This is a genomic window from Aliiroseovarius sp. S253 (assembly GCF_049800855.1).
In the GTDB taxonomy this organism is placed as follows: Bacteria; Pseudomonadota; Alphaproteobacteria; order Rhodobacterales; family Rhodobacteraceae; genus Aliiroseovarius.
The window spans coordinates 460,660-477,367 of sequence record NZ_JBNAFW010000001.1 but is presented as its reverse complement, the minus strand read 5'-3'; the positions used below and the strand labels follow the sequence as shown (position 1 = coordinate 477,367).

At 58.6% G+C, this 16,708-nt stretch carries 16 protein-coding genes and 1 riboswitch; of the genes, 8 read left to right on the top strand and 8 right to left on the bottom strand.

The genetic code is table 11. The features are described 5' to 3' along the window. Positions 1-2: 2 nt before the first annotated feature. From ACP15F_RS02375 to ACP15F_RS02365, 3 genes are all read right to left on the bottom strand, one after another. Positions 3-230: a DUF1127 domain-containing protein gene (locus ACP15F_RS02375; RefSeq protein ID WP_424939250.1), complete on the bottom strand. Its 228-nt coding sequence runs from the start codon at positions 228-230 to the stop codon at positions 3-5. A gap of 105 nt (positions 231-335) precedes the next feature. Beyond that, on the bottom strand, positions 336-1,442 hold the full coding sequence (gene folE2 / locus ACP15F_RS02370) for a GTP cyclohydrolase FolE2 (protein WP_424939249.1): 1,107 nt from the start codon (positions 1,440-1,442) through the stop codon (positions 336-338). 85 nt (positions 1,443-1,527) lie between these two features. Continuing rightward, entirely contained in the window at positions 1,528-2,706 is a 1,179-nt protein-coding gene (locus ACP15F_RS02365; RefSeq protein WP_424939248.1) for an aminotransferase class I/II-fold pyridoxal phosphate-dependent enzyme, read from the bottom strand. Between the two features lie 65 nt (positions 2,707-2,771). After that, positions 2,772-2,850: riboswitch (SAM riboswitch) on the bottom strand. 122 nt (positions 2,851-2,972) lie between these two features. On the opposite strand from ACP15F_RS02365, the gene ACP15F_RS02360 reads away from it, so the two are divergent. Beyond that, positions 2,973-3,674, top strand: coding sequence for a glutathione S-transferase N-terminal domain-containing protein (locus tag ACP15F_RS02360; protein WP_424939247.1), 702 nt, complete (start codon positions 2,973-2,975; stop codon positions 3,672-3,674). Positions 3,675-3,694: 20 nt separating this feature from the next. On the opposite strand, the gene ACP15F_RS02355 is transcribed toward ACP15F_RS02360, so the two are convergent. From ACP15F_RS02355 to ftsY, 3 genes are read right to left on the bottom strand one after another with little or no spacing between them, the layout of a single operon-like run. After that, entirely contained in the window at positions 3,695-4,297 is a 603-nt protein-coding gene (locus tag ACP15F_RS02355; RefSeq protein ID WP_424939246.1) for an inner membrane-spanning protein YciB, read from the bottom strand. 10 nt (positions 4,298-4,307) lie between these two features. Next, on the bottom strand, positions 4,308-5,210 hold the full coding sequence (locus ACP15F_RS02350) for an EamA family transporter (RefSeq protein WP_424939245.1): 903 nt from the start codon (positions 5,208-5,210) through the stop codon (positions 4,308-4,310). 6 nt (positions 5,211-5,216) lie between these two features. Continuing rightward, complete coding sequence (ftsY, locus tag ACP15F_RS02345) at positions 5,217-6,530, bottom strand: signal recognition particle-docking protein FtsY (RefSeq protein ID WP_424939244.1); 1,314 nt, start codon at positions 6,528-6,530, stop codon at positions 5,217-5,219. A 104-nt stretch (positions 6,531-6,634) separates the two neighbouring features. On the opposite strand from ftsY, the gene ACP15F_RS02340 reads away from it, so the two are divergent. Next, positions 6,635-7,381: a lipopolysaccharide kinase InaA family protein gene (locus tag ACP15F_RS02340; RefSeq protein ID WP_424939243.1), complete on the top strand. Its 747-nt coding sequence runs from the start codon at positions 6,635-6,637 to the stop codon at positions 7,379-7,381. Here the strand turns inward: ACP15F_RS02340 and ACP15F_RS02335 are convergent. Both ACP15F_RS02335 and ACP15F_RS02330 read right to left on the bottom strand, forming a co-directional pair. Next, entirely contained in the window at positions 7,378-8,013 is a 636-nt protein-coding gene (locus tag ACP15F_RS02335) for a lysoplasmalogenase family protein (protein WP_424939242.1), read from the bottom strand. The genes ACP15F_RS02340 and ACP15F_RS02335 overlap by 4 nt on opposite strands. Positions 8,014-8,123: 110 nt before the next feature. Continuing rightward, positions 8,124-9,809: an NAD(P)H-dependent oxidoreductase subunit E gene (locus ACP15F_RS02330; RefSeq protein ID WP_424939241.1), complete on the bottom strand. Its 1,686-nt coding sequence runs from the start codon at positions 9,807-9,809 to the stop codon at positions 8,124-8,126. Positions 9,810-9,953: 144 nt separating this feature from the next. Here ACP15F_RS02330 and ACP15F_RS02325 point away from each other — a divergent pair, with 144 nt between their 5' ends. The 6 genes from ACP15F_RS02325 to ACP15F_RS02300 all read left to right on the top strand — a co-directional run bounded on the left by ACP15F_RS02325 (position 9,954) and on the right by ACP15F_RS02300 (position 16,703). Then, a complete protein-coding gene (locus ACP15F_RS02325) occupies positions 9,954-11,012 on the top strand; it encodes an alkane 1-monooxygenase (RefSeq protein WP_424939240.1) in 1,059 nt (352 codons plus the stop codon). Between the two features lie 277 nt (positions 11,013-11,289). Then, entirely contained in the window at positions 11,290-12,174 is an 885-nt protein-coding gene (locus tag ACP15F_RS02320; protein WP_424939239.1) for a 5-bromo-4-chloroindolyl phosphate hydrolysis family protein, read from the top strand. 17 nt (positions 12,175-12,191) lie between these two features. Then, complete coding sequence (locus ACP15F_RS02315; protein WP_424939238.1) at positions 12,192-13,385, top strand: toxic anion resistance protein; 1,194 nt, start codon at positions 12,192-12,194, stop codon at positions 13,383-13,385. A 28-nt stretch (positions 13,386-13,413) separates the two neighbouring features. Then, the gene (locus ACP15F_RS02310) at positions 13,414-14,376 is read left to right on the top strand and encodes a DUF2927 domain-containing protein (protein WP_424939237.1); all 963 of its coding nucleotides are present in this window, start codon (positions 13,414-13,416) and stop codon (positions 14,374-14,376) included. Between the two features lie 28 nt (positions 14,377-14,404). Then, entirely contained in the window at positions 14,405-15,511 is a 1,107-nt protein-coding gene (locus ACP15F_RS02305; protein WP_424939236.1) for an SPFH domain-containing protein, read from the top strand. Positions 15,512-15,587: 76 nt separating this feature from the next. Continuing rightward, positions 15,588-16,703, top strand: a complete 1,116-nt coding sequence (locus ACP15F_RS02300) for a primosomal protein N' (replication factor Y) - superfamily II helicase (protein ID WP_424939235.1) — start codon at positions 15,588-15,590, stop codon at positions 16,701-16,703. The last annotated feature ends 5 nt before the right edge of the window (positions 16,704-16,708 follow it).

The window sequence follows — 16,708 nt, the reverse complement described above, 5'->3', positions numbered from 1 at the left end:
ACCTAGACGTACATCAAATCCCGAAAAACGTGGCGCACAATATCTTCGCGTTTCAGGCCGCGTTCCGCCAGCTCTTCGTCGGTCATCGCGTTGAAAGCCTCGATTCGGCGCATGCGTGATGAGTTTTCTGCAGCGACGATCATGGCGCGACCGAATGCCGAGAAAAACGCGCGAACCGAAGTGAACAGTGAAAAGGCCGGATTTTCGATATTTGTCGTTTGCGTAGCCATTGGAAACCTCTTGTCAAAGCTGTTGGTTTCCTCCCTGACACCACGTTAGGTCAGCAATAGTGACATAACCATTGCCGTTTCCACAAACCAGCTATGCATTTGCGGTCAGCCAACGTGAAACAGCGTTGAGAACAGCTTTGGATCAAGGCTCTCAGCCTCGAATGTATCGCCTTCGATTAGGATCGACACAGCATCATGGCTGTGCAGGCTTTCCTGATGGCTGGCGACGATGCGGAAATCTCCGATCCGGTCATCCTGCTGCAATTGCTCGCAGAACAAGCGCGCGGCGTCTTCTACAAAGATCGGGTTTGCGGCGTTCAGCTCTGCAAAGGCCTGTTCATCTTCGCGCTTCACCATCACCTGCGTTTCGGTGGGTACTGCCAAGCGACACAGATCGATTAGATCCTCGAACCACAACGTGCCCGAGGGCTGATGAATCTTCTCGACCGAAATCCGAGCGACCGAGCGCTGCGAATGCGGCGTCGCCAGTTGTCCACGCATCTGGCGGGCATGCTCGGACAGCTCCAGCGAACAGGGGCAGGTCGAACTATAGACATAGTCCAGATGGATGAACTTGCGCCGCTTACCGCGGTGTTCAACCAATTCCAGCGCAATATCGTAATACTGATAGCCGGACAGCCCAGACCGCAGGCTTTCGACCCGTGCAGGATAGGAAAAGCGCATCTCGATACGCGCATCCAAGCTTTCCAGATCGTTTTTATAATCGTCCAGCGCGGCTTCGATCACGTCAAAACTGAAGGTCTTCTCGGCATGGCCATAGAAGCTGCGCATGATGCGCGACATGTTGATGCCCTTCTTGCCCGCCTCAAGGCTGACCGACCCAGTGACCGAGGTTTCCAGCGTAACGTCCGACCCATCGCGTGTGTGATAGCGGATAGGCAGACGGAAATTCGAGATCCCTACATGCTGGATGTGCCGCTTTGCCCCTTGGATTAGGCTGGCAGGACCGTTTTGCAGATCGGGCATCGACGCCTTGTAATCGGCATCCGGAGCGAAATCGTCCGGATAGGTTCGGCTAAGCTCGGGATAGTTCGGCAGATCCGCCGACGGCAAAAGCCGTGCAATCGCCGGATCAAGCGCAGCAACTTCAACTGGGTCCGCATTTGCAGCCCAGTTGCGCAGGACCTCGAGAGCATCCTGTGCCTGAGCGGTATCCACCGCGTCCCCGCTCTTGCGCTTCATCTGGTTCATGTCGAACCCCCATCCTGCTGTCGCACGCCTATAACATAGTCATTTGACACATAAACGCCAAACGCGATGGACGAAATGCGACAGATCAGGCCGCGTCCAAGCCGCTCAGAAGATCGGCGATCAGATCATCGACATCCTCAAGCCCGATGGACAGGCGCACCAGACCATCCGAAATGCCCAGCATGTCCTTCTGTTCCTGTGGAAGGCGCTGGTGCGTCGTGGTGGCGGGGTGGGTCGCGATGGACTTCGCATCCGCAAAGTTGTTCGAGATCGTGAAGATCTGAAGCGCGTTCAGGAAACGGAAACAAGCCTCTTTGCCGCCGTCCACCTCAATCGCCAACACGGTCCCGCCCGAAGGCGCCTGCCCAATCGCAATGTCATACTGCGGGTGCGACGGATGGGTCGGATAGCTGATCCGCGAAAGCTTCGGATGGCCTTGCAGCGCCTCTGTCACCTTCAACGCGCCATCGGCTTGCGCACGCACGCGCAAGTCCAGCGTTTCCAGCGCCTTTAGGTGGGTCCACGCTGCGAACGGATTGATCGCCCCGCCGGTGTGTTTGACATAGGTCTCGATCGGGCCGCGGATCAGCTCGCGCGAGCCACAGATGGCACCGCCCAGCATCCGCCCCTGCCCGTCCACGTGCTTGGTCGTGGAATAGACCACAAGGTCGGCGCCCATTTCCGTCGCATAGGAAAAGATCGGTGTTGGCATGGCGTTATCGACCACGACCAGCGCCCCATTCGCATGGGCCAGCTTCACCACATGGGCCAGATCAATCACCTCGAGCGTCGGGTTCGAGATCGCTTCGAGGAAAACCACCTTGGTATCTGGGCGAATTGCGTCTTCCCACGCCTGATTGTCGGTGCCGTCAACCAGAGTAATTTCCACGCCGAACCGACCCAGAATGTCCTCAAGCACGTAAAGACAAGAGCCGAACAGCGCGCGCGAAGACACGATGTGATCACCTGCTTGCGTCAGCGCCATCAAGGCACCGTTCACTGCGGCCATGCCCGAGGCGCAGGCGAACGCGTCTTCAGTGCCTTCCATCGCCGCGATGCGATCTTCAAACATGCGGTTGGTGGGGTTGCCATAGCGCGCATAAATAAACTCGTCCGGACCGCTTTCGATGAAGCGCTGCTCGGCGTCTTCCGCGGTCGGATAGACAAAGGCCTGCGTCATGAACATGGCCTCGGACAGCTCGTTATACTGGCTGCGGCGTACGCCTCCGTGTACGGCCTCGGTCCGTTTACCCCATTTTGTCATCGCGCGTTCCTTTCGCACAAAAAAACCCCCACCGCTGTGAGCGTCGGGGGATTGCGGCACGGGATGCCCCGCTTACCCTGACCTCTTTAGCGGAATGTTTTACGAGGCCCGCAATCCGGTGGACAAATCGCCTCGAACATCGCCATATCGCCTGCAAACTAAGGCGTCAAGAGCGACAAAAGGTTGGCTCGCCATATCGTGAAACCTGCATACTTGTCATTTCCGGGTGGACTGCCATGTTCTGTAGGACGCTAAAAGGAAACACGATGTCCAATCCCATTGAACTCTACTACTGGCCGACGCCAAACGGCTGGAAAATCTCGATTGCTCTGGAAGAGATGGGCGTGCCTTACGAGGTGAAGCTGATCAACATCGGCGCGGGCGACCAGTTTGCGCCCGAGTTTCTGAAGATCGCGCCGAACAACCGGATGCCGGCAATCATTGACCCGGACGGACCGGATGGCGCACCCATTTCCGTGTTTGAAAGCGGGGCAATCCTGCAATACCTCGCCCGGAAGACCGGGAAGTTCTATGGCCAGGCCGAGCGTGATCGGGTTGCTGTCGAAGAATGGCTGATGTGGCAGATGGGCGGGTTGGGTCCGATGGCGGGTCAAGCGCATCACTTCCTGAAATACGCCCCTGCAATGGATCCGCCGCAGGATCTTCCTTATGCCAAGGACCGCTATCGGGCCGAGGTTGCGCGCCTTTATGGCGTCATGGATCGACGTTTGGCGGGTAACCGTTATTTGGCAGGCGACTTTTTCTCGATTGCGGATATGGCCTGCTGGGGCTGGGCATCGCTGTGGGAAGGCCAGCAACAGGATCTAAGCGACAAGCAGCATCTGGTGCGTTGGCTGGACGAAGTTGGCGCACGCCCCGCCGTTCAGCGTGGACGCGCAGTGGCCGCGGAATCGCGCAGTAAACTTGAGGACGACCGCAAAGCACAGGAGCTTCTGTTCAAGCGATGAGGTCTTGCATTCGGGCGGGCTTAGGAGGCCTCTTCGTCCGTTCCGAAACGCTTGAAAAGACCTGCCTGAGACATGAAGAACCCAAAAGTTGCCGCAGGCAGACCAAAAGTCTTGAAATTCACCCAGGCATCCGTGGTCATCATGCGCCAGATCGCCTCGTTCGCGACGGCTAGAAGCAGGAAGAAAACGGCCAGCCGCTTGGTCAAAAGCATCCAGCCTTCGCGTTCAAGCGGCAGCGCTTTGTCCATCACGGCCTCAAGATAGCTTTCACCGCGCATCAGGCCAAAGCCCAGAAGCCCGGCAAACAGCAGATAGATCATCGTGGGTTTCATCTTGAAGAAGCGTTCGTCGTTGAACCAGATCGACAACCCGCCGAACCCAATCACCAGCACAAGCGTGACGATCTGCATTTTCGACAGGTGGCCAGTCAGTTTCCACATCGCCAAGGTGGCCAAAACCAGCACCGGGATGAACATCGCAGTGACGGCGACAAATCCAGAATACTCGGTCCCCGCGACCATGAAAGTCTGATCCTTCAGGAATGTGTAGGCGGCGAAGAACAGGATGATGGGTCCGTATTCTAGCGCGCCTCGTAGGGCGGGATTTACCTGTTTCTCGGTCATGGGAACTCCTTCATCCGCCCATTTCGACTAGCACGGCCCCTGCCGCAATCAAAGCCATCATTATCAGCCTCCGCGGCCCTACCTTTTCACCCAGCACGATCCAGCCGATCAAGGCCGCAAACACGGTCGAGGTTTCGCGTAACACCGCGGCCTCGCCCACACTGTCCAGACGTGTCGCCAGCATGATTGAGCCAAAGCTGGCGAAGGCCACGAAGGCCCCCAACACGCCGCGCCCCATCAGGGGGGTAAGCGCAGGACGCGCGGCCATGTTCTTCCATCTAAGGGCTGCGATGACCGGCATGAAGAACCCGTCGATAAAAAAGAACCAGGCGAGGAAGGTGAACGGGTCCGCCGTCGCGCGGATTCCGTACGCGTCATAGGTGGTGTAGGCGGCGACAAACCCACCGGTTAGAACCGCCATCGCAAGGGCGGGGCGCCGCTTGTCCCGACCTAGGGGCCAATGGCGCAGGTTGTAAGCAGCCAAGGCGAAGATCCCAGCCACAAGGGTCAGTACGCCGACCCATTGTAGACCGGTAAAGCTTTCACCAAAAAGGAAACCCGCGCCGATGACCGTAAACAACGGACCAGTGCCACGCACCACCGGATAAACCACAGTGTATGAGCCCAGCACATAGGTATAGCTTTGCGCCAGTTTGTAGCCCACATGGATTAGCCACACGACCGCGAAGATCGGCCACATATGCGGCTCTGGCCACGGAACAACGAACAGAGCAAACGGGGCCGCGATCAGGCCATAGCTCAGGTCAATCGCCCCGCGTGACAGCCACGGATCATGGCGCCCTTTTTGAAGCGCGCCGAAAAGCGCGTGCAGAAAGGCCGCAGTCAGCGCAAGGACTAGCGCAAGGTCATGCCCGGCGGGCGTACCTTCAAGCGACGTCAGCCAGTCGCTCATTCCGCATCAATCCGTGATGCCGATCAGGGCACGCGAGAACTCTTCGGGGTCGAACGGGGCCAGATCATCAATCTGTTCGCCCACGCCGATGGCGTGAATCGGCAGCGCAAACTTGTCTGCCAGTGCGACCAGCACGCCACCTTTTGCGGTGCCGTCCAGCTTGGTCATCACAAGTCCGGACACATCAGCCAGATCTTGGAACGTCCCGACCTGAGACAGCGCGTTTTGCCCCGTCGTCGCATCCAGCACCAACAAAGTGTTGTGCGGCGCGCTTTCGTCTTTTTTCTTGATGACACGAACGATCTTGGCCAGCTCTTCCATCAGGTCCGAGCGGTTTTGCAAGCGCCCCGCCGTGTCGATCATCAGAAGGTCGGCGCCATCAGCCTCGGCCTGCGTCATGGCATCAAAGGCCAATGATGCGGGATCGGATCCCTCGGGCGCAGTCAGGACCGGCACGCCAGCACGGTCGCCCCAGACTTGAAGCTGCTCGACCGCGGCGGCACGGAACGTGTCGCCAGCAGCGATTACAACCTTCTTTCCGGCGGCAGTGAACTGGCTGGCCAACTTACCAATGGTCGTGGTCTTGCCAGCGCCATTCACACCCACGATCAGCACGACCTGAGGGCGTTTGGGATAAAGCGGCATGGGCACGGCCACGGGCTCCATGATCCGCGTGACCTCACTCGCCAAAACGGCTTTGATTTCGGCCACCGACAATTTCTTGCCGTAATGGCTTTCCGAGATGTTGGCCGTCACGCGCATCGCTGTGTCCACGCCCATGTCGGACGTGATCATCAGATCTTCAAGGCTTTCCAGCATGTCGTCGTCAACTGTGCGACGGACGACTTTTTGGGCTTCGCGGCGACCGAACATACGGCCCAGAAGGCCCGGTTTCTCGGCTGGCTCCGAGGCTTGTTCCACAAGTGCGTCGACCGGTTGAACAGCGGGTTCCGGTTCCGGTTCCGGTTCCGGTTCCGGTTCCGGTTCCGGTTCCGGTTCCGGTTCCGGTTCCGGTGAAACATCAACTGGATCTTCAACAATCGCAACAGGCTCAGGCTCAGGCTCAGGCTCAGGCTCAGGCTCAGGCTCAGGCTCAGGCTCAGGCTCAGGCTCAGGCTCAGGCTCAGGCTCAGGAGCGGCGTCTTCGGTCGGAGCGGGCGCGTCAACTGGTGTAGGTTCTGGCACCTCGGCAGGGGCCTCGGCCTCTATGGCCTCGACCAGCTCTTCCTCGCCGCCGTCCTCGACAATCGCCTCAAGCCCTTCTTCAAGCTTCGACGACGATTTGAACAACCGTTCCTTCAATTTCGAGAAGAATGCCATTCCAGCGCCCTCATTGTCCCTTTCCTTCCAAGTAAGGCACAAAACCTCCAGATGGAAGAGGGCCGTCCCCTTCTAAATCGTCATGGAAATGTTACATTGCGCGCATGAGCATTCATGAACGCCAATTCGCCGACCCAGCCCTTCAAGCCCAACTCGATCAGTTTCTGTCTGATCAAGGTGCCCGCATTGCGCGACTTGAGCATAAGGGGCGTTGCTACTGGGCCAAAAAGGGCGAGACTCTTTCCCTGCGCTGGCGCATCCAGAAGGGCGACCCGATGGAGGCCTTCCGCGCCGATGTCGCCGGGCATCATGCGCTTGCCGATGCAGGCGTTCCGGTGCCCGAGATTGTCGCCGAAGGGGAAGATTTCATCGTCACCGAAGACAGTGGGCCGACGCTTTCGACGCTACTTGTCGAACAGAAAGCAGATCAGGAAACGCGCCTTCAGGCTTTTCATGCCGCAGGGGTCGAACTTGCCGGGATGCATAGCAAAGGTTTGTCTCATGGCCGCCCTGCCATCAAAGACATGTGCTGGGACGGGCAGACCATCTCGTTTCTAGACTTTGAGCGGTTTTCGCCTTCACGCAATACCGCGCGCGGCCATATGCACGATTTGATTATCTTCATCCATTCTATCTATGGGTTTGTGCCAAAAGACATTCCCGAAGCCGAAGCTGCCGCCGAAGGGTATCGATCCAATGACACGACGGGTACTTGGGATCGCGCGGCAACTTGGTGTCGTAAGATGCGTTGGCTGGATCCGGTGACGAAGCCACTTCAATGGGGCAATCGCGTCGGTGCGATGGAGTTCAAAGCCATTCCCCTGACGCTCAAAACATTTGGTGTACGCTAGACGGGTAGCCCACCCAGAAGGATCAGTACCTGACCCGCGATATAGAAGCCCCAGATCGCATAGCCCGCTTTCAGCCGGTGGTGATAGGTGTCGGACATCCTAAACAGGCTGATGGCCAAAATGACGTCCGAGATGATGAACAACCCCGCGCCAATCACCGTCAAGCCGAAGGGAAGCGCCAGCGCGGTCAGCCCCATCACGCCAATAATGATGACATAGATCCGCACCGGCCATTGCAGATGCCCAGTATGTGTCGCCAACCACAGCTCGGTCGAAACCATCAACCCGACCAACACAAGCGCGGGGATGGGTGCGGTGGTGAATGCCTCGTATATCGGGGCACCCGACAGGCCCAGAAAGTGCAGAATGAACAGCAGATGCGCCAAAGCGAAGGCGGACAGGCCATAAAGGAACGGGCCGTCCCCGTCGCGCGACAGGCCAAAATCCCCAAGCGCCGACAGGAACAATCCGGCCACAAGAAAGGCCGATCCCCCCCCAAGATAGGCGGCCAATGAGAAGGCCAAAAGCGGGATCGTCTTGATGATCGAGCGCGGCCACGTGGGCGCGCGCGAGGTCAGCGGGAAATAGGCCAGCGAAATCAGCAGGCCAAGGATGAGGGGCAGTTGAGCCATGTCTTTGCGTAATCCAAGTGGGTTAACAACGCATTGACCACCGTCAACACGCACCCAGCCAACCCGCGCATGACGCGCGGGTCAAGCATGACGTTACCGTACTTGGAAGATCAGACCTCGTCCGGGAAGTGCTTCATGGTCAGACGGATCGGGTTCGGCGCAGCCTGCCCCAGACCACAGATCGACGCGTCGACCATTGTCTGGCTCAGCTCTTCCAGAAGATCCTGATCCCACTTGTCCGCCTGCATCAGCTTCACAGCTTTCTCGCAACCGACGCGGCATGGGGTACACTGACCGCAGCTTTCATCCTCGAAGAAGCGCAGCATGTTCAAAGCGGCTTCCTTGGCGCTGTCTTTGTCGGACAGAACCACGACGGCAGCAGAGCCGATGAAGGTGCCATGCGGCTGCAGCGTGTCGAAGTCCAGCGGGATGTCGGCCATCGACGCGGGCAACAGACCCGAGGACGGGCCGCCCGGCTGATAGGCTTTGAAATTGTGGCCATCGAGCATACCACCAGCAGCCTCGATGATATCAGTGATGGTCGATCCGGCAGGCAGCAGATGCACGCCCGGATTGGCGACACGGCCCGACACCGAATAAGAGCGCAGACCTTTGCGGCCGTTCTTCTCGACCGAGGTCAGGATCTCGGGGCCTTCGCGCATGATCCGCGCGACCCAATGCAGGGTCTCGACGTTGTGGACCAGCGTCGGGCGATTGAAGATGCCGACCTGCGCCACAAAGGGTGGACGGTGGCGCGGTTCGCCGCGTTTGCCTTCGATCGATTCGATCATCGCGCTTTCTTCGCCGCAGATATAGGCACCTGCACCACGGCGCAGGTCGATATAGCCGGCGGCAACGATACCCGCGTCTTCAAGTGCAGCAATCTCGCGACGCAGGATGTCCAGCACAGCGGGGTATTCGTCGCGCATGTAGATAAAGCAGGTTTCGGCCTCGACCGCCCAAGCAGCGATCAGCATACCTTCCAGCATCAGATGCGGCGTGCGTTCCAGATAGTAACGGTCTTTGAACGTGCCCGGTTCGCCCTCGTCGCCATTCACGGCCAGATAGCGCGTGCCTTCATTGGCGCGCACGAAGCCCCATTTGGTGCCCGACGGGAAGCCTGCGCCGCCAAGGCCGCGAAGACCGGCGTTCAGAACGGTTTCTTGTACGTCTTTCCAATCACCACCGTCGCGCAGCTCGGCAAGCTTAGCGTAACCGCCTTCGGCTTGATAGGCAGCCAGATCCTGATAGTCGGGGATATGCGCGTGGGTATCATCGGCTTTGATCGCATCCAAGGTCTTGTCAAACGTGGCGTGGTCAATGTGGTTGTGGCCCAGTTCTAGCACCGGGGCGGTATCGCAACGGCCCATGCACGGCGCACGCACAACACGCACTTCGGACGCGTCCAGCCCATCCTCAAGCGCCTTTTGCAGCGCCTCGGCACCAGCCAGTTCGCAGGACAGGGAATCACAGACCCGGATGGTCAGTGCGGGCGGAGGTGTCTCGCCTTCTTTCACCACGTCAAAGTGGGCATAGAAGCTGGCGACCTCGTAAATCTCGGCCTGACCGGTGCCCATTTCCTGCGCCAACGCGCGGATGTGGTCGGCAGACAAATGGCCGTACTCGTCCTGAATCAAGTGCAAAAATTCGATCAGCAGTTCGCGGCGACGCGGGCGGTCGCCCAGCAAAGCCTGCACACGCTCCAGCGCATCCATATTCAGCTGACGGCCCTTGGGCGTCCGACGCCCTTTGCCTTTGCCCGATTTCCAGATGCCTTTTTTGTCGTCCAGCGCCATGATGTTCCCCTTGAAGCACCCGCATATCATAACGGCCCCCCAATCCTCCGCGCCATTCAAAAACGACATGAGCATGACGGATTGCGTAGATGCTCGATTTCCAGTTTACATGCAGGAACGGTAATTCATCGTCCGAGGTCTAAGGTGTCACACCCCCTAAGGTTCTTCGCCATTGCCGCGGGTATCCCGGCGCTGCTGATCGCTGTCGCAAGCTTTCTCGGCGGGTTTTTCTGTGTCGCTCTTGTTCTTTACATGACAGCCATCGCTTTTGGGCTGGATCAGGCGATCGCACGCATCCCCCCAGCGATCGACAAGGAAGACATCGCCCGAGACGCCGACATTTTGTCGATCGCCATTGCTGTCGCTCATTTCGCCGCACTTGTCTTGGTTATCATCGCCTTTTCGGGGCGAACTGGCCTGACGGGGTGGGAGCGCCTTGGTCTGTTGTGGGGGGCGGGCCTGTATTTCGGTCAGGTCTCGAACTCTAACGCACATGAACTGATCCACCGCGCCGACAAACGGCTGAGGCAGCTGGGCGTGTGGGTCTATATCTCGCTTCTGTTCGGGCATCACAGCTCGGCCCATCCCAAGGTTCATCATCGCTTTGTTGCAACCCCCGACGATCCCAACACCGCACAGGAAGGGGAAAGCTTCTATGCCTTCGCCCCACGTGCGTGGAAGGGGTCTTTCCTCGCGGGCTACGAAATGGAGATGCACGATCTTGAACGTGCCGGACGCAGCACAGTGCGCAACCCCTATTACATTTATGTTCTGGGAGGCGTGGTGATGATCATTCTAGCAACCCTGATCGGAGGATTTGGCGGGCTTCTGGGTTATCTTCTGATCTCTGCCTACGCCCAGATGCAACTGCTCTTATCGGATTATGTGCAGCATTATGGATTGATACGAGAGATGCGAGAAGATGGGCGTTTAGAGCCAGTCGGCCCGCAGCACAGCTGGAATGCACCACATTGGTTCACCACACATTTGATGCTGAATGCCCCGCGCCATTCAGATCACCATGCCCATCCCATGCGACCCTATCCGTCCCTGCGGCTACCCACGTCGCAAGAAGCACCGATGTTGCCCTACTCGCTGCCAGTTATGGCGACTCTCGCCTTGTCTCCGACCTTATGGAATCGGGTCATGGGGCGCGCCCTAAAGCGGTGGCGTGAACAAGCTTCGGAAGCCCGCCCGGTGTAATTCGTCACGTGCTGCGTGTTTTCCCGCCAAGGGGGAGCCTGCAAAAGCATTCCCCCTTGTTTATCACGCGGCCACGCTTATTCTTCTTACTGATACAAAATTCATGGAACGTGTTGTTCTAAAAGGCCGCGCGGCGCGGGATCGTGCCTCGGCCTTTCAGGTGATTGCAACGCCGTTCCTGGAAGGGGGCGAACGTGTCTGAAAACGGATTGCAGAAGACTGCGTTCTTCATGCTGCTCGCGCTGATCCTCTATGTCTCGATCATGGGAGGGGCGTAATGGCACAACGATTTGGGGGCGAGTTCAGCCCCGGTGGACAGCCGAAGAATTCTCCGCCAGCCCGCCGCCCTTTTGATGGGCAAGAGCCTGCACGAAGCGCCGGGCGCGTGAACTTTCTGTTCTTGGCCCCCCTGCCCCTTGCGATCCGCGCGTTTTTTCAACCGCCAACAGAAATGGCTCTGACCCTTGTGGCATTCGGATTGCTGATCGGTTCGGCTTGGCTGACCCGCGACGGCGTGATGGCGCATCAAGCATATGACGCGCGAAAAATTGCGCGCCGCCCTGCCATCCCGCGTAAGCTTTTCGGCTCGGCCCTAATGGGAGCGGGTCTGGCACTGGTGGGCTTTGCCGGAGGCTCGGTGCTGAACGCCGTGATTTTTGGCGCGCTTGGTATCGGCTTGCATCTGGCCGCGTTTGGCCCGGACCCTCTGCGCAATAAAGGTGCCGAGGGCATTGACGAGTTTCAAACCGACCGTGTGGCGCGCGCCGTGGGCGAGGCTGAGAAGCACCTGAACGCCATGCGAGACGCCGTGTCCCGCATTCGGAACCGCCACATCGAGGCGCGTCTGGATCAGTTTATCGCCACCGCCCGCGACATGTTCCGTACGGTCGAAGACGATCCCCGCGACCTGACGTCTGCCCGCAAGTATTTGGGCGTCTACCTGCTGGGTGCCCGCGATGCGACGACCAAATTTGTCGACATTCACCTTCGCGACCCGAATGGTGGCGCGTTGGTCGATTATGAAACTCTGTTGGATGATCTCGAGGCAAATTTTGCTGCGAAGACCAAACAGTTCTTGAATGACGATCGTAGTGACCTTGATGTGGAGATCGAGGTTCTGCGCGAACGACTGGCACGCGAAGGCGTGCGTACTGAAGATTAAGTGACGAGGACAATTTCATGACCCAAACCACCCGTGAACAAGCGCAAGCCGCACTGAAAGAGATTGAAGAAGCCACCGCCGTGATCCTGCCCGAGCCCTCGACCGCTCTGGTACCCCTGACCGAGGCCGACAAGCCAACCAGCGCTGAAATTCAGAAGCGCATGGACGAGATTGACATGGCCAATAGCCAGTCGATCATCGAATTCGGCTCGGCTGCTCAGGCAGAGCTTCAGGTGATCAGCCAAGACATGCTGCAAGGTGTGCGCAACAAGGATGTCGGCCCAGCGGGCGACAGCCTGCGCAACATCGTCACTACGATCCGTGGGTTTTCGATCAGCGAATTGGACATGCGCCGCAAGCGCAGCTGGTGGGAAAAACTTCTGGGTCGCTTGGCGCCCGCTGCCAAATTCATGGCGCGCTATGAAGACGTTCAGGGCCAGATCGACAAGATCACCGACAACCTGCTGAACCACGAACACGTGCTTCTGAAGGACATCAAGTCGCTGGACAAGCTCTATGAGAAGACACTCGATTTCTATAACGAGCTGGCGCTGTACATCTCGGCAGGTGAAGCCAAACTGGCCGAGCTTGATGACACCGTGATCCCCGCCAAAGTCGCCGAGGTCGAAGCGGCCCCTGAAGAGCAAGGTGTGATCAAAGCGCAGGAACTGCGTGACCTGCGCGCCGCGCGTGACGATCTGGAGCGCCGTGTACACGACCTGAAACTGACCCGTCAGGTGACGATGCAGTCGCTGCCCTCGATCCGGCTGGTGCAGGAAAACGACAAGTCGCTGGTGACCAAGATCAACTCGACCTTGGTGAACACCGTTCCGCTGTGGGAAACCCAGTTGGCGCAAGCTGTGACCATCCAGCGCTCGGCCGAAGCGGCGGTGGCTGTGAAAGACGCCACTGACCTGACCAACGAACTGCTGACCGCCAATGCAGAAAACCTGCAAGAGGCCAACCGCATGGTCCGTCAGGAAATGGAACGCGGCGTCTTCGACATCGAAGCCGTGAAATCGGCCAACGCCACCCTGATCGCCACGATCGAGGAAAGCCTGGCCATCGCCGACGAAGGCAAAGCCAAGCGCGCCGCAGCCGAAGAAGAGCTGATCAAAATGGAAGCCGAGCTGAAAGACACTCTGGCTGCCGCCAAGGCACGTGGCACCGCATCGGGTCACAATCTGGCGGAAAGCGTGTCGGCCAGCTAAGAAGGGCGAAAACCCGAAAGGCGTAGTGGTGAGCAGAACCGCATTTCAGAACTTCAAAAGGGCCGTCGTTGCGATGACGGCCCTGACTGCTGTGGCGGCCTGCAATATGCAACAACCCGCGTCTGCTCCGGCACAACGCCCCGTAGCGGAAAAACCACTGGCGCCTCTGACCCTGTCGCCCCCGTCCGGTGGCAGCGCCTTTTACAAGAACTATTACGCAAAGATCCAAAGCAGCCTTTTGATCCACGACCAGCTGCGACGGGACGGCGGAGGGCCGGACACGCCCTTCACTGCCGAGATGTTGGCACGCAACTTCGAACGCATCGCATTCAATAGCGAATACAGCACAATCGGAAACCGCCGTGTCTCACAAGAACGGGCGGTCAAGCTGACCCGCTGGGCGCGACCGGTCCGGTTCTCGATAAGCTTCGGGGATCAGGTGCCGGAAGACAGCCAGCAAAAAGACCGCCAAACCTTCTCGAAATACGTCACCCGCCTGGCGCGCCACACCGGCCACCCGATCAGTGAAGCGTCCAGCGGTGGCAATTTCAACGTGTTCATCTTGACCGAAGACGAACGGCGCGGGTTCGGCCCCGGCCTGCGCGCTGCCATCCCCGGCATCAACCCGTCTGATCAGCGCGAGATCATCGGCCTTCGTCGTGATACGCAATGCGTCGTATTGGCCGTTGACCGGGATGACGACAATCAGATTGAACGGGCTGTTGCCGTAATCCGGGCGGAACTGCCTGACCTGATGCGCGCGGCCTGTTTGCACGAAGAACTGGCGCAGGGTCTTGGCCTTCCCAATGACAGCCCTGTGGCCCGCCCCTCGATCTTTAACGATTCAGACGAGTTCGGACTTCTGACCTCGCATGACGAACTTTTGTTGCAGATGCTTTATGACAAACGCCTGCAACCGGGCATGAGCGCAGACGAAGCGCGCCCGATCTTCACCAAAATTGCAGCCGAACTTATGGGCGGCTCTGTTTGACCCGTTTGCCCCCTAGGAGGATTTGACCATGGGTATTCTTGATTTTCTGACTGGCGAATTCATCGACGTCATTCATTGGGTGGATGACAGCCGCGACACGATGGTCTGGCGTTTTGAACGCGAGGATCACGAGATTAAATATGGTGCCAAGCTGACCGTGCGCGAAGGTCAAGCTGCCGTGTTCGTTCATGAGGGCCAGTTGGCGGATGTCTTCACGCCCGGCCTGTATATGCTTGAAACCAACAACATGCCGATCCTGACGACGATCAACCACTGGGATCACAACTTCAAATCTCCCTTCAAGTCCGAGATCTATTACGTCAACACGACGCGATTCAATGATTTGAAATGGGGCACCAAGAACCCGATCATGCTGCGTGATCCCGAGTTCGGCCCGACCCGCATTCGTGCCTTTGGCACCTATTCCGTCCGCGTGACGGACCCCGCCAAATTCCTTGTGGAAATCGTGGGCACCGATGGCGAGTTCACGATGGATGAGATCAGCTTCCAAATCCGCAACATCATCGTGCAGGCCTTCAGCCGCGTGATCGCAAGTGCGGGCATCCCTGTTTTGGATATGGCCGCCAACACCGCCGATCTGGGCAAGATCGTTGCGGCCGAGATCACGGGCATTGTCGCCGATTACGGCCTGTCGATCCCCGAGTTCTATATCGAAAACATCTCGCTGCCGCCGGCAGTAGAAGAGGTTCTGGACAAGCGCACCTCGATGGGGATCGCCGGAAATCTGGACAACTATATGAAGTTCAACGCAGCCGAGGCGATGGGCGCCGAGACCTCGGCCATGGCATCGTCGATGGGTGCTGGCATGGGCGCTGCCATGGGCATGGGCATGGCTGGCCAAATGCAGGCTGGTCCGTGGGGCGCAGCCCCCGCTGCCCGCGCGCAAACGCCTCCTCCGCCCCCGCCTGTTGAACATGTCTGGCATATTGCCGAGAACGGTGAAACCAAAGGGCCATTCTCGAAGGCCGCTATGGGCCGTATGGCAACAGCCGGCGAGCTTAGCCGCGACAGCCATGTCTGGACCCCAGGTCAAGACGGTTGGATGCGGGCAGAAGATGTGGCTGAGCTGGCCCAGCTTTTCACCATATTGCCGCCGCCCCCGCCGGGCGCGTGAATTGATCGATGATCTGACGGGGCGGCCTGCTGGGTCGCCCCTTCCCCACGCCTATCTCTGACGAGGTTTCCCCCGGATGGCCTATCCGCGCGAAGACACCCAAACACCCATCGAGGAACACCGCTTCCCCTGCGACCAATGCGGGGCGGATCTGCGGTTTGATCCCGAGCACAATCAGCTTACGTGTGACCATTGCGGCTTCAAGTCTCCTATCGAGGATCGACAACCCGCCCAGCCTGTCATTCGCGAACTGGACCTGAAACGCGCCCTATCGGCAGATCTTCCGGATCACGAGATGGAAGAGACGCGGGTGGTAAGCTGTCCCAACTGCGCCGCCCAGTTCGAGTTCGACACGCACACCCACGCCGCCGAATGCCCCTTCTGCGCCACGCCAGTCGTGACCGATACGGGCACGCATCGACATATCAAGCCCAAAGGTCTGGCCCCGTTCGAGATCGAAGAGCGCGAGGCGCGCAAGGCTATGACAGACTGGCTGGGGCGTTTGTGGTTTGCGCCAAACGGCCTGCAGGATTACGCCCGCAAAGGGCGCAAGATGACGGGCATCTATGTGCCTTATTGGACCTTTGATGCAGACACCAAGACGCGCTATGCGGGCCAGCGCGGGATCGTGCATGAACGCACACGAACGGTCACAGTGAACGGCAAACGCGAACAGCGCACGACAAAGCACGTCCGCTGGACCTCTGTGTCGGGCCGCGTAGCGCGGTTCTTTGATGATGTACTGGTACTCGCCTCAAGGGGACTTCCGAAGAAATACACTGATGCGCTGGAACCGTGGGATCTATCTCGCCTTGAACCCTACCGACCCGAGTATCTGGCCGGTTTCCGCGCCGAAGGGTACACGGTCGAACTGGACGAGGGCTTTACCGAAGCGCGTGACTATATGAACCGCATCATCCTGCGGGATGTGAAGTTCGATATTGGCGGGGATCGTCAACGTGTCACCTCGATGGACACCGACATGTCCGACCTGACTTTCAAGCACATTCTGCTGCCGGTCTGGCTGGCTGCTTACAAATATCGCGGCAAGACCTATCGCTTTGTGGTGAACGGACAAAACGGACGCGTGCAGGGCGAGCGCCCGTACTCAGTCTGGAAAATAACCTTTGCGGTGATTTTGGGGCTGATCGCGGCTGGTGTGATCGGCTATCTGTCGGCCCAAAGCCAATAGAAGGT